The sequence below is a fragment of the Sphingomonas sp. MJ1 (PH-R8) genome, assembly GCF_048058635.1.
Classification (GTDB): Bacteria; Pseudomonadota; Alphaproteobacteria; order Sphingomonadales; family Sphingomonadaceae; genus Sphingomonas.
In genome coordinates this window covers 41759-54715 of the sequence record NZ_JBBEFX010000004.1, presented here as the reverse complement: position 1 = coordinate 54715, position 12957 = coordinate 41759, and the positions used below count along the sequence as shown (strand labels likewise).

Below are 12957 nucleotides of genomic sequence, written 5' to 3'. Positions count from 1 at the left end.
GCTGGTTGAGGTCTGCCGAAGCACGCGTTCGGAGTAGATAGGATCAGCGAGGATATTTCCCCCGACGGCCAGCACAAGCGCGCCCAGGATCGCGACAGCCTCCTGCTCACTGCCACGCTGCGGCGGGTGGGGCGCGGCGATCCGGTGCCGGTGCGGATCAGAAACCTTTCGGCAGGCGGCCTGATGGCAGAGCACGGGCCGGTGCTGCCCGTAGGAGCCGAAGTGGAGATCGATCTGCGAGGCGTGGGCCTGGTGCGCGGGACGGTGGCTTGGTCCACCGAAGGGCGCATCGGTGTCGCCTTTGTCGAAGAGATCGACCCGAAGGCTGCACGCAAGCCGGTCACCGTTCGCAAGCCAGAAGCACAACCGCTCAAGCGTCCGCTTTGATCCTGCAGCTTTGGTGAGGTCCCCGCGCTTTGCGGGCGCAGGGGCATGCGGGGGTCGTGGGGCGCGGATCTTTCGACCCGCCCCCGAAGGCATCACTGCGCCGTCATCTCTTGCTTGATCTGCAACTTGCGCTTCTTGAGCGTGGCGAGCGTCTCCTGATCCGGGGACGGGCGTCGCGACTCGGCCATGATCTGGCTGTCGAGCAGTGCGTGCTTCGCCTCAAGCGCGGCGAGATGGCCAGTCTGCATGGATGCAATCCTCTGCTGTTGGGGTTGGGGGAGGAGCATTAGAACACGCGATTCTCCGCTTGTCTCCGCACTAGCCGTGCGCTTTCGACGCGCCGTGCGGAAAGTGCAGACGGAGCGTTGCACCCTTCCTCGACACAGGCAATGGTTAGCGGATGCACGATCCCGAGATCACGACCCAGCTGGAGCACCTGCGCGTGGAGCATCGCGACCTGGATGATGCGATCGCCGCGTTGGTGGTGCAGGCAAGTCCCAACCAGTTGCAGATCGCCCGGCTCAAGCGGCGCAAGCTGCGCCTGCGCGACGAGATTGCGGCCCTGGAAGACCAGCTGATCCCCGACATCATCGCCTGACCCGTGCGCGTTTCAGAACGGGACCGCATCCTTGTTCTTGATCATATCGCACTGCAACCAGCTGTGGCATCTCCACGGGCCATGGATCGCTTCGCTCCGCCTCCTGCGCTGCATCACCGGCTGATCGGCCCGCTCCACGTCGAGGCGATGCTGCTCGCTGACGAAGCGCGGGCCTATTTCGACCTGGCCGGCAAGCGCGACCGCGGCCGATTGGATCCGATCGCGCGGGTCGCCTTCTCCTGCGAATCGCTGAAGCTGACGACGCGGCTGATGCACGTGACCTCCTGGCTGTTGACCCAGCGGGCTCGGGAGACCGGAGAAGTGGAGGCACGACCCGTTCTCACGAGCAGCCGCGCAATCGGGATCGCGCCGGAGACTGCCGAGGATGTGCTCGCGCTGCTTCCGGAGCCGGCCCGTGTGCTGATCGAGGCCAGCATCGACCTTTACCGGCGGGTGGAGCGGCTGGATGCCGCTCAAGGAGCGGATGCTGCAAGCCCCGCGCGCGTCATGCTCGACAGGCTCTCCGCCAGCTTCTGATCGGGGCCCCGGGCTACAGCAGCCCGGCAACTTGCCCCAGCAGCACGCAGTTCAGCGTGATGACTGCGGCACAAATCGCCCACGCCGCGATCTTCATGACCGGCCCGTTGACGAAGCTGCCCATGCGCCGGCGGTCGCTCGTGATCTGCACCAGCGGATAGACGGCGAACGGAAGCTGAAGGCTGAGCACCACCTGGCTCGCCAGCAGCAGCTGTGCCGTGCCGCTCGCGCCATACCAGGTCGCAACCACCGCCGCCGGCACGATCGCGATCAGCCGGGTGATCATCCGCCGCATCCACACCGGCATCCGCAGGTCCAGGAAACCTTCCATGACGATCTGGCCGGCGAGCGTGCCCGTCAGCGTGGAGTTCTGCCCGGACGCGAGCAGGGCGATGCCGAACAGGATGCTTGCCACGCTCGCGCCCAGCATGGGCGTCAACAAGGCGTAGGCGTCCTGAATCTCGGCAACATCGGTTCGCCCGGCGGTATGGAACGTCGCGGCGGCGAGCACCAGGATCGAGCCATTGATGAAAAGCGCCAGCATGAGTGCGACGGAACTGTCGATGGTGGCGAGCTTCACTGCCTCCTTGCGCCCTTCCAGCGAGCGATCGAAGCGCCGGGTCTGCACGATCGAGGAGTGCAGGTAGAGATTGTGCGGCATCACTGTCGCGCCGAGGATGCCGATGGCGACATAGAGCATGGCCGGGTTGGTGACGATCTCCGGCTTGGGGATCAGCCCGGCGGCGATGCCGGCAAGGCTCGGCTGCGCCAGGAACAGCTCGACGGCAAAGCACCCGGCGATGATGATCAGCAAGGCGACGATGAACGCCTCGAGCTTGCGGAAGCCATATTGCTGGAGAAGCAGGATCAGCATCACGTCGACCGCGGTCAGGCAGACGCCGAGCGCAAGCGGGATGCCGAACAGGAGCTGGAGTGCGATCGCGGTGCCGATCACCTCGGCAAGATCGCAGGCGATGATCGCCAGTTCGCAGAGCACCCAGAGCATCCAGCGGACGGGCGTGGAATATTGCTCGCGGCATGCCTGCGCCAGGTCGAGCTCGGTCACGATGCCGAGCTTTGCCGACAGCGCCTGCAGCACCATCGCCATGATGTTGGAGATCAGGATGACCGACAGCAGCGTGTAGCCGAAGGCCGATCCGCCCGCGAGGTCGGTCGCCCAGTTGCCCGGGTCCATATAGCCGACGGCAACGAGGTAGCCTGGACCTGCGAAGGCGCCCAGTTTTCGCCAGAAGCTGCCGGCGCCTGCAGGCACGCTGATGCTGCGGTTGGCGCCGGGGAGGCTGGGTGCCCGGGGTGCGGCGGCACCCCCGGCGAGCGGTGAAGAACTCGCCGGGGGTGGGGTCATTCTGCCATTCTTCCTCGGTATTCGGTGTTTCGCGCGGGCCTCAGAGCGCCGCGCTGGACTTGAGCAGGCCGTTCACACCCTTCGGGAAAAAGCCGCCGCTGGTTGCGACCTTGTTGCCGAGATAGACGATGTTGAGAACCTGCGTTGGGGTACGCGCGAACGCGATCCCCGTTCCGTCCGAAGGCACGATGTTCGACGCATTGTTCACCAGCCGGACGCCTTGATCCGTGTCGCTGCCGGCGCCGTCGAGCGCGTCGCGCGCATTGGAGATCTTGTCGGTGGCGTCCAGCAGCGACGCCATGTTGACGCCCTTGCGGTAGAGAACGGTACGGACGAGCCCCGCGTGATAGGCTTCCGACGCCTGGATGCCGGCCGTCGCGTCGATGTAGCTGGTGGTGCTCAGATACTGGATGGCGCCGCGATAGGCGGTGACGCCCACGTCCTCGAACAGGAATGCCGCGAGCAGGAAGTTTTCGTCGTTCGCGTACGGATCGAACGTCTGCCCCTGCTGGATCAGGCCTGCGGCGACCGCTGCGCTTGCAAAGGCGCTGGTGGCGGACGTGCCGAGGTCGATCGCCGGCTGCGCGATCACCGGAGTGCCGATCGTCCGGCGGAGGAAGGCGACGTGCGCCTGCTCGTCCGCCGCGATCTCGCGCGCATAGCGCGCCACCAGCGGATCGGTGAAGTTCACCTGGCGTCCACCCGTCGCCTCGCCAGCGGTGCCGGCGCCCGACAGAAGGTTTGACGGCAGGCCCGCACCGGTCGCGGCGAAGGCATAGAACTGCGCCTCGAGATATTCGAGGTTCAGCGCGAAGTTGAGCACGTCCGCTTCGGTGGCCGTGGGCGTCGGCGTCGGCGTTGCGGTTGCCGATCCGGTCGGCGTGGGCGTCGGGGTGGCCGCAGTGGTCACCGTACCCGCGTCGTCGTCATCGTTGCCGCCGCACGCCGACAGCACCGCGGCACCGGCCGCGGCGATGCCGAAGCCGCCTGCATAGCGGAAGAATTCACGGCGCTCGGCGCGACGCTTGTCGCTGGCTTCGAGCACCTGTTGGAGGGGTTCCTGCTGATCCATGGTAAGCTTCCTGCCTGTCGGTGCGTCAGTTGGCGTCGCTGGTCTTGACGGCGCCGTTCACCCCGTTGGGGAAGAAGCCGCCCTTGTCTGCCGCCGCCGCGCTCAAGAAGAGGACGTTCAGCGTCTGCTTGAACGAACGACCCAGCACCAGACCGTCGTCGTTGGTCGGCACGATGTTGCTCGCGTCGCCACGGTTGCTGATCCCCTGGTCCAGGTCGCTGCTGCCGTCATAGCCGTCGCGCGCGTTCGACAGTCCGTCGGCGCGCGTGATCAACTCGGGATTGGTCGAGCCCTTGGTATAGAGCGTCGTGCGGACCATGGCGGCGTGATACGCCTCGGTCGACATGATGCCGCTCGCCACCTGCAGCAGGGTGCTGCTCTTGATGAGGGTTGCCGCACCGCGATAGGCGCTGACCCCCAGGTCCTCGAACAGGAAGGCCGCGAGAAGGAAGTTCTCGTCGCTGGCATAGGGATTGAAGGTCTCGCCGGTGCCGATGATGCCGGCCGCACGGGCAACCACCGAGAAGGCACTGGTGGCACTGACGCTCAGGTCGATGGCAGGCTGGGCGACCGCGGAGGTGCCCAGCGCGCTGCGCATGAACTCGACATGGGCGAGCTGATCCTGCGCGATCTCCCGCGCCATTTGGCCGACGACCTCATCGCTGAAGGTGACTTTCGCGCCACCCGTCACGCTGCCCTGCGTACCCGTACCGCTAAGAAGGGTGCTGGCGATGCCGCTGCCGGTGGTCGCCAGGGCATAGAATTGCGCCTGGAGATACTCGATCTGGAGCAGGAAGTTCAGGATGTCGGCATCGCTGATCCCGCTCGTCGCAGAGGTCGTAGGGGTGGGCGTCGGGGTCGGCGTGGGGCTCGACGAGCCGCCGTCGTCATCGTCGTCGCCGCCACAGGCGCTGACCAACGCCGCACCTGCCGCCGCGACGGTGAAGCCACCCGCATAGCGCAGGAAATCACGCCGGTCGGCGCGGCGCCGCTCCTGCGTGTCCAGAACCTCGTCCAGCCCCGTGTCGTCGCTCATCAACGCCTCCCAATGAACACGTCGGTCCGCCGTTCTGCGGTGTTGCCGCGCCCAGCTCCCGACGGCACGCTCCGTCCATGCCGATCCGGCAAGGATGGTCCGTGTCCGAACCGCTGCTGTTACCGGCGATTGCGTCGATTACCAACTGTCTTTCGGCAGCATGCCAAACGCGAGCCACTACAGGCTGAAGGCCGACCAGCGATGTCGTGATTGGAAGGGGGCAGGCGGGATAGCTCCCGCTCTCCAACACGCACACCTATCCTGCCGTCAGAATGTCATGTTTCTGAGGGAGGAAGGTGGTGGACGCACTTGGGCTCGAACCAAGGACCCGCTGATTAAGAGTCAATAACTGGGTTATAACCTGAGGTCTCAAATCAGCGCATTCGGAAGGTGCCAACACCTTGCAAACCTGTAGAATATCGGCAATGTTACGTCCTGATACTAACGCAGGGTAACAGTGCCAAAATAGGCTCTCGCGTTACCCGTGCGTTACCCGAGGGAGGCGACATGGCGAAGGATTTAACGACGGCGACCGTCAAAAACGCCAAGGCGCGGCCGGCGAAAAGCAATCCATCTGGTCCGTTGGTGCGCACCGAGATACCCGACGGCAAGTGTCGCGGCTTGTTCCTGGTGGTTCAAGTGAACGGCGCGAAAAGCTGGGCGCTGCGATACCGCTTCGACGGCAAGCCGAAGAAATTGACGATCGGACCCGTTCTGGACGGGCGCGAAGTCTCTGTTGCCGATCTGCCTCTTGGCGAACCTCATACGCTTGCCGAGGCGCGCGTTGCTGCTGACCGGGCGCGGCTAGAGGTGGCACATGGGCGCGATCCGACGGCGAATGCTGTTGTGACCGAGCGCGCGCGAATGACGGTCGCCGATGCGGCGGATCGGTATCTTGCATTCCGACGAGCCGAGAAGCGCAATCGCACGGTCGGCGAGACGGAACGGCAATTCAACAGCGACATATTGCCTGTGATCGGCCAACGACCGGTCGCCGACATAACGGACGATGAAGCGCGCGAGCCGGTGAAGCGCGCGACGGCTAAGGGCTCGCCGAAAATGGCGAACCGGCTGCACGCTACCCTATCGAAATTTTTTAAATGGTGCGCGGCGAAGGACCAAAAATTTATCGCGGAATCGCCCTATTCGGGTTTCGATAAGCCGCACGATGAAACTTCGCGTGATCGGGTCCTTTCATGGGACGAACTGGCGGCGGTATGGCGCGCGAGTGCGGAACTAGGGGACGCGTTCGGTCCGATCGTGCGATTGCTCATCCTCACGGGGCAGCGGCGATCCGAAGTGGCTGGCATTCGCGAGGGCGAATTGGATCGCGCGCGCCGATTGTGGACGATACCGCCCGAGCGGGCGAAAAATGGTAAGCGGTCGATCGTCCCTCTGACCGGCCCGGCGCTGGCGGAAATCGACGCCGTAACGCGCCGCATCGGGACGCTGGGGCTGCTTTTCACGCGCACCGGCAAGACACCCGTATCCGGTTTCACCAAGGCGAAGGACCGGCTGGACGAAGCGGCCGGGCTGGGGGAAGCATGGCGGCTTCACGATCTGCGTCGGACGTTTTCGACGGGACTGGAGGTGCTAGGCGTGCCGCTACAGGTTGCCGAGGCGCTGTTGAACCATACGGCCGGATCCAAAGCGGGCGTGGCGGGTGTCTATGCGCGGCACGAATACATGGAAGAAAAGCGGCACGCGATGACTGCATGGGGCCGGTTCGTAATGGACGTGGTGAACGATGACAGCGCGCGCGATGCCTTTTCACGCCTAGAGGACACCCGGCCCGTGCGCGCGGCGATCCACGGCGATGCCGACGGGTGGGAGCAATGTGCGGCGGCGCTACGGGGAGGCGAGGATGGTTGGCGCGACTACCTCCATCCGCCGGTTGAGGTGGCGGCGTGACCATGACCGTGGATACCCGATGGCGCGACGCGATATGGGCGGCAGTGGCGGGACGAGGTGACAACCTTGCCGAGTTGCTGCGGTCGGACATGCCGCTACACGATGGCGAACGGGACATGCTGGCCGATTTGGTATCGGGTCGCCTACGCCCACCCGCCGGCAAACGCCCGCGCCTTTCTTACGCCGAGCAGCGACGTGCGGCGGTCGAATATATCGAGCGCATGGAAGCCGCGCCGGGGCAGTCGGACGCAATCTTGGTGGAACTGGAAGCGCGCACCGGCATGAAGCGCCCGACCATTCTCGGCTGGGTTGATGAGATGCGCGAGGTCGAGCGGATGCTTTTAGCGATGTGGCCTGGCGAGGAACCGGGCGACGCTAAAGAGCGGCAGCGGCGGCTTGCTCTTTATCGTGCTGATATGCTGCGCAGGTCGGAATAATTGTCGGGGTATCCCGACCCGCATTCTTTTGCATCACGTTCTAACGTGTGAGTAATCGTCCGTCGTCCCAACCGAAGGAGGCGACGATGGACACGATGATTACGAGCCGACAAGTCCGCGAAACCTGCGGTCGCGTGTCGGACATGACAATTTGGCGCTGGCTTAAAGACGCCAACTTTCCGCAGCCGGTGAAAGTCAATCGCCGCCGATACTGGCGAGCCGATGACGTTTGCGCATGGTGGGCCAGTCACCGCAACGCCGCCTAACCACATAAAGAAAAACGCAGCCGGTGGACTTGACGGACCCACCGGCTGCGACGGAGTGATTTATGCGACAGAATCTAAATACTACGTCGGCCGTCCCGACGCAACCCGGTGCGCCCGCGGTGCAAGGTCCGGCTGTGCCCCCTCTGCCGACGGTAGCTCCCGCAGTTCCACCGGCCTATCCCCGCTCTAGGCCGGAAGATGAGCAACCTTTCGATCTTTGGGGGAAGTTTGATCCGCCCGCGCTGCGTCGTGGCGTCCTACCCCCCGTTATCGAGACGTGGACATGGGCGTTGTCGGAACAGATGGGTGCGGACCCGGCTGGGCTTGCTATGGCGGGGCTAACTGTTTGTGCCGCCGCGATCCCGGACACGTTGCGGGTCCAGGTTCAACAGCATGATGGACGTTGGAAGGAAAGCGCGCGTATTTGGACAACGTTGGTCGGTCTACCATCCACAAAGAAGTCGCCGATCATCAGCGCCGCCGTTTCACCTCTTGGGAAGAGGGACGCGGAGCGATTTGCGGACTGGCAGCGACAGCACACCGCATGGTCCGCACTCGACAAGGTAGCGAAGGCCGACCAGCCCGAACCACGCCAGCAACGTCACCGGCTGGGGGATACCACAGTCGAGGCTGCGCAAGAGGTTTACCGAGGCACCACCACGGGGCTTCTGGTCTGCGCGGATGAGTTGTCGGGGTGGTTCGGCGCGCTGGACAAGTACGGCGGCGGAAAGGGGGCATCCGCGGATCGCGCCTTCTGGCTGCAAGCATTCAATGGCGGGCAAATGCCCATCAACCGAGTGGGCCGGGGCTCGACACTTTTGCACAACGTCTCTGCGTGCATTCTCGGTGGAATCCAGCCCGACGCGATCAGGCGCATTGCCGCCGACGCTGTGGACGACGGGTTGTTGCAACGGTTTTTCCCCATTGTCCTCCGTCCGTCCGAGTTGCCGCAGGACGCACCTGTGCCGCCAGCCGCGAGCCTTTACGATATGGCCGTGCGGACGCTCACAACAATCCAGCCGCAGACATTGCAGTTTGCCCCGGAAGCGCATGAGGTCCGCTGCGAGTTAGTGCGCCGGCATCACGCGTTCGGCTCCGGTGAAGCCGTCTCAAAGATGCTGGGTGCCCATATCGGTAAGTTAGATGGCCTGTTCGCACGCCTCGCGATAGTGTGGCACGTGTTAAGCAACCCGTGGGCACAACCTGGACCTGTCATTACGGCAAACACTGCGAGCGCCGTGGCGAGGTTCATGAGGACTTTCCTACTGCCGCACGCTGTCTCCTTCTACTCTACTACGCTTGCGCTCAGCGACGATCAGGACCGGCTCGAAGCGATCGCCGGCTACATCTTGGCACACGGAAGTTCGGAAATTGACCACCGAACGGTTCAACGATCCGTTCGGCAGGTCCGCAGATTGACGTTTCGCGACACTCGCCCGTTGTTCGAGACGCTCGCGGCGATGAATTGGCTGATGCCGGTGGCCGACCCGGAGAAGCGGAACGGCGAGCCGAAATGGATCGTCAATCCCTATGTGCACACTCGGTTCGCGGAACGCGCCGAGCGGGAGCATTGCCGCAGGATACAGGCACGCGCGACTATCATGGAACTGTCGGGACAGGGCGAACTGTAGGACTGTGTCGACAAAGTCGCTTGCGCGCGTGTCACAAAAAATGAAATTCGTGCTTCTCTTATATTATCGACGCGCGTGCTACTGGATCGTTTTCTAGCCGTGACACGCGCGCAAGCGACATTGTCGACATACGTGCCACGGCCGATCCCGGTATCCGCGAATGGCTATGAAATGCAGGGGGCGATCTGCTGGCGGACGGTCCGAGCCGACCAGCCATTCCGGGTCCGCATTGTCATCTGATTGCCGGTGATCTGGAGCACTACGGGGGCGTCGCCTGGCAGAACCACCACGTGCCCTTGTGGGCCGTTCGTCACGTTCACGCCGGGCCAGTTCCCAAGGTTCAGTACGAGGCATTGCACGGTCGCATCGATTGGCTGCGTCAATGTCCAAGTGCTCTTTGGTTCATCCTGCATAAGCTTGGGCACCGAGACACAGCCCCCAAGTGCGATGACCCCGACAAGCGTGCAAAAACGATTCATGGCCGATCCCCTCCCGTGATCGACGAGTCTTAACGCGCCACCCGATTATTTCACGCGCCGTGTGGACGTGGAGCAACGCCAGCAGCGCCGAAGGGACGCTGATACGGTCACCATGCAAACACTGTTTATGCGGTTATCGTTGCCGCTGAACGAACTTAACAGCCCCAAATACACGGCACCTATTGCGGGCGATCTGGCGATGCTCGGCTATCGGCAAGAGCGGGAAGCCGGGACAGGCAAGCGACATTACGTTCGTTCGGTATGACAGTGCGTGACGGTTCGTCGTTTAGAGCCGTCACGGTTAAACCATTGATATTCAGTGAATTGTGGCACTGTGACACTCCGTGACACTTAGTCGAGGTGGTGCATAATAGCGGATGCCTATGCCCGTCCTGCTATCTAGCCATAATACGCAGATAAGTGTCACAGAGTGTCACAGTGGAAGGATAGGACCCATTGCATTAAATATATGCAATGCTCCGAGACAGTAACCGTCCAATCGGCAACTGTGATCAACAAGGTTCACGCAGTGGCTTGACTTACTGCTGGTGACGCGCCACCTTGTTGTTATTAGTTGACAAGGAGAGCACGACATGCCGATTACTGAAGCAGACCGCGAAGACCACGTTGCGCTGGGTGTGAACGGCATCTTTGCCGTGGTCCCGAAGGATCGACCTGCGTTTGCGCCGGTGCTGGCGGCGGTTCCGTCGCTGGTCGAAGGATTCAATCGCGATGAAGCGACCTTCAAGCCGGAAGCTTTTGCAGCCGCTCGGGAGCGCCGTTTCGAGCCATTCATCGGCGGCACTAGCGTCGCCCTGTCTGCTGCGACTGGCAACGCCCGCGAGGTCGAGACCGCCCGCCGTACGGCGCTGACACCACCGCCTGCCGTGGCGGAGGATGCTACACGTTACGGGCCCGAGATTCGCGACAGGTTCCGCTCATTGGAAGGGCCTGGTCCGCGCCGTGCATTCATCGAGTCCGCATCGCCTACGGCCATGGCGGCGCTGCTTGTCGCTGATGGTTCGCTTGCCGAACTGTCCGACGATGAAGCGGATCGGGCTCGCGAACTGGCTATGCCTGCGTTCCATGCGATCAGAACGGGCGCGGCCGGCGCGCACCCGAAGCGCCCGACATTGGAAGGCGGACTGATCGTCACCGGCACCGACAATGCCGCAGCGACCGCTCAGGCCGGTGCCGCCATGACCCGCTTCCGTGAGCGTGTGGCAGGTGTGGAGCGGGACGAAGCGGCTCTAAAATCGCTTGTGGCCTTCATCGCGGCGGCACTGGAGGTCGATCAGGGAACGGCGCTTGAGCGCGTCGTCGCGGCCTCGTGAGCCGTCCCGTTCGCCTGCCAGCCGCCGTCACGCTCCCGAGCGCGCACGGCGGCCTAGTGTCTGTCGGGGCTGTGTGGAACGCCATGGGCGTATCCCGCCAGTGGGGAGCCTTGTTACGGAAACGTCACGGGTTCCCCGCGGCATCGTCCGGTGCGGTGGACGTGCGCGCCGTGGGGGCTTGGCTGTCCGATCGAGCGGTGAGGGTCGATTATGTCTGATGCGCTTCCGAAAGCGACAAATAGCGCCGTGCGCGACGATGCGGGCCGGCTGCTGCCGGGGCATGGCATGGGGCGCCCGAAAGGCTCGGTGTCGAAGGATGCAGCGGCGATCCGACAGGCAGTCCGGGACCGTGGTCCAGCGGCGTGGGCGGCGTTAGATAAGGCTTTGGCGGAAGGTTCGTGGAAAGCGATTAGCTGGTGCCTCGACAGGCTTGTGCCCGCTGAACGTGTGCCGCCAATCGGCTCAACCGATCCGGCAGACTTGGCAGAAGCAATTTCGAATGGTGACGTTACGCCATCCGAGGCCGCTAAGCTAGCGGTGGCGTTCAGGGCGGTCGCCGAAGCGGATCAGCTAAAGCAACTGTTCGCACGTCTCGATGAAGTCGAGCGCCTGCTTCAACAGGGAGCGCACAAGCGATGAGACTATCACCCTCGCGCCGTCTGGACCGCGCCCTTGATGCACTGCTGCCGCCGCATAGTACGGCACGCCGGGTTCGCGATCTCCCAGCGCCGCTTAAGATTGCCTATGCTCAGTGGCAGCAGCGATGCAGCCAAGCAGTCGCGCGCTACGCCGATCGGCCGCCGGGATGGCGATACGAGCAGATGCTAGAAACAGGGGAAGACGTAGCGCCACCCCTGCCGCCGAACCTGCGCGAGGCACTTGGTGATGACGTTCGACGGGTCACCGATAGCATGGGCGTCGAAGATGCTTCCGATCTGTACGGTGAGATGCTCCGAGGGGAACGATAATGATTGAACGCATCATGCTGTCCGACCCGCAGGCGATGCTTGTGGTGGACGGGGAAGCACTGTTCCGACCGCTGCGACTATCGGCTTGGCGACGCGAGCAGGGGAGTGCAGCGGCTGTACGGGATGCGCTTAACAGCCCTGGCACGCTGCGGCTTCAGGCGGTCGAGTACGATCCGCACGGAGCGTTCGGTGCTGCAACGGACTGCTTAGGCCGGGAGGTGCTGCGTCTCGATCTAGCAGCGCTGTGGCAGATGATGTCGAACAGGCAGCGGTCACAGTTTCACCTCGAACTATCGATCCAGCGTCGCCGTGGATGGCAACCGAAGCGCCTCAAGGCTTGGCTCCGATCGTTCCTGCGACCCGATGACGCCGGTCGGGTGCTGGATCATTTGACGATGCTGCACCGGCTGGCGAACGGCGAGACGCTAACGAAGGAGGCGGTCGGCATGGAGCGGCTGTTCGACCTGACTGGTAGCGTATCGGATCGCCGGCCGCTTCACTTGATGCACTGAGGCAAGCGGATCGAGAAAGAGCCAGCGGGATAAATCCGCCAGCGGAAAAACCGAGCCGCTGACCAGCAAACAGTGAAGCCAAAAGCGCATAGCGCTGTGTTATCAGCGGGATAGACCGAGATCGAGCGGCGCAGGGTAACGTGCGGGTAACACGTCGCTGTCTGCCGCTGTGAAAGACCCCCCCCCCCGGCCCCCCTTCGCAACGCGATCCTATCCCGGCGGAGAGTTGCTGCGAAGATAACCCGACCACCCGGTTACCCCATTCGTTACCCCGTTACCGAGGAGGTGGCTGGAGAATGCGGCTAAGTCTTTGAAAAAGGTGGTGGACGCACTTGGGCTCGAACCAAGGACCCGCTGATTAAGAGTCAGCTGCTCTACCAACTGAGCTATGCGTCCGTCGCCTTTGGCGAGGGCGGTGGGCTA

General features: G+C 63.4%; 14 protein-coding genes and 1 tRNA gene. 10 read left to right on the top strand and 5 right to left on the bottom strand.

Translation table 11 applies throughout. The annotated features are described in order from the left end of the window. Window positions 1–12 precede the first annotated feature (12 nt). Window positions 13–387 (top strand): PilZ domain-containing protein, encoded by a 375-nt coding sequence (locus VPH46_RS04805; RefSeq protein ID WP_274611244.1) that lies wholly within the window; start codon window positions 13–15, stop codon window positions 385–387. A 92-nt stretch (window positions 388–479) separates the two neighbouring features. On the opposite strand, the gene VPH46_RS04800 is transcribed toward VPH46_RS04805, so the two are convergent. Next, the gene (locus VPH46_RS04800; protein ID WP_132882804.1) at window positions 480–635 is read right to left on the bottom strand and encodes a YdcH family protein; all 156 of its coding nucleotides are present in this window, start codon (window positions 633–635) and stop codon (window positions 480–482) included. Between the two features lie 152 nt (window positions 636–787). On the opposite strand from VPH46_RS04800, the gene VPH46_RS04795 reads away from it, so the two are divergent. Together VPH46_RS04795 and VPH46_RS04790 are read left to right on the top strand one after the other, a co-directional pair. Then, complete coding sequence (locus tag VPH46_RS04795; protein WP_132882805.1) at window positions 788–985, top strand: YdcH family protein; 198 nt, start codon at window positions 788–790, stop codon at window positions 983–985. Window positions 986–1066: 81 nt separating this feature from the next. Further along, window positions 1067–1522 (top strand): DUF1465 family protein, encoded by a 456-nt coding sequence (locus VPH46_RS04790; protein ID WP_132882806.1) that lies wholly within the window; start codon window positions 1067–1069, stop codon window positions 1520–1522. Window positions 1523–1535: 13 nt separating this feature from the next. On the opposite strand, the gene VPH46_RS04785 is transcribed toward VPH46_RS04790, so the two are convergent. Genes VPH46_RS04785 through VPH46_RS04775 form a run of 3 tightly spaced genes read right to left on the bottom strand, consistent with a single transcriptional unit; the run spans window position 1536 to window position 4996 of the window. Next, a complete protein-coding gene (locus VPH46_RS04785; protein WP_132882807.1) occupies window positions 1536–2888 on the bottom strand; it encodes an Nramp family divalent metal transporter in 1353 nt (450 codons plus the stop codon). Window positions 2889–2928: 40 nt separating this feature from the next. Further along, window positions 2929–3960, bottom strand: coding sequence for a ferritin-like domain-containing protein (locus tag VPH46_RS04780; RefSeq protein ID WP_125960500.1), 1032 nt, complete (start codon window positions 3958–3960; stop codon window positions 2929–2931). A 25-nt stretch (window positions 3961–3985) separates the two neighbouring features. Next, entirely contained in the window at window positions 3986–4996 is a 1011-nt protein-coding gene (locus VPH46_RS04775; protein WP_416609367.1) for a ferritin-like domain-containing protein, read from the bottom strand. A 507-nt stretch (window positions 4997–5503) separates the two neighbouring features. On the opposite strand from VPH46_RS04775, the gene VPH46_RS04770 reads away from it, so the two are divergent. The 7 genes from VPH46_RS04770 (at window position 5504) to VPH46_RS04740 (ending at window position 12534) form a co-directional block, all read left to right on the top strand. Further along, on the top strand, window positions 5504–6907 hold the full coding sequence (locus tag VPH46_RS04770) for a tyrosine-type recombinase/integrase (protein ID WP_416609365.1): 1404 nt from the start codon (window positions 5504–5506) through the stop codon (window positions 6905–6907). Further along, window positions 6904–7344 (top strand): hypothetical protein, encoded by a 441-nt coding sequence (locus VPH46_RS04765; protein ID WP_416609363.1) that lies wholly within the window; start codon window positions 6904–6906, stop codon window positions 7342–7344. The genes VPH46_RS04770 and VPH46_RS04765 overlap by 4 nt, the downstream gene beginning before the upstream one ends. A gap of 86 nt (window positions 7345–7430) precedes the next feature. Beyond that, window positions 7431–7610, top strand: a complete 180-nt coding sequence (locus tag VPH46_RS04760; protein ID WP_416609362.1) for a helix-turn-helix transcriptional regulator — start codon at window positions 7431–7433, stop codon at window positions 7608–7610. Window positions 7611–7900: 290 nt separating this feature from the next. Further along, window positions 7901–9241, top strand: coding sequence for a DUF3987 domain-containing protein (locus VPH46_RS04755; protein WP_416609360.1), 1341 nt, complete (start codon window positions 7901–7903; stop codon window positions 9239–9241). A gap of 1072 nt (window positions 9242–10313) precedes the next feature. Beyond that, window positions 10314–11054 (top strand): hypothetical protein, encoded by a 741-nt coding sequence (locus VPH46_RS04750; protein WP_416609358.1) that lies wholly within the window; start codon window positions 10314–10316, stop codon window positions 11052–11054. 210 nt (window positions 11055–11264) lie between these two features. Continuing rightward, window positions 11265–11693, top strand: a complete 429-nt coding sequence (locus tag VPH46_RS04745; RefSeq protein ID WP_416609357.1) for a hypothetical protein — start codon at window positions 11265–11267, stop codon at window positions 11691–11693. 328 nt (window positions 11694–12021) lie between these two features. Beyond that, window positions 12022–12534, top strand: a complete 513-nt coding sequence (locus tag VPH46_RS04740; RefSeq protein ID WP_416609355.1) for a hypothetical protein — start codon at window positions 12022–12024, stop codon at window positions 12532–12534. 320 nt (window positions 12535–12854) lie between these two features. Here the strand turns inward: VPH46_RS04740 and VPH46_RS04735 are convergent. Then, window positions 12855–12930, bottom strand: a tRNA-Lys gene (locus VPH46_RS04735). Window positions 12931–12957 lie beyond the last annotated feature (27 nt).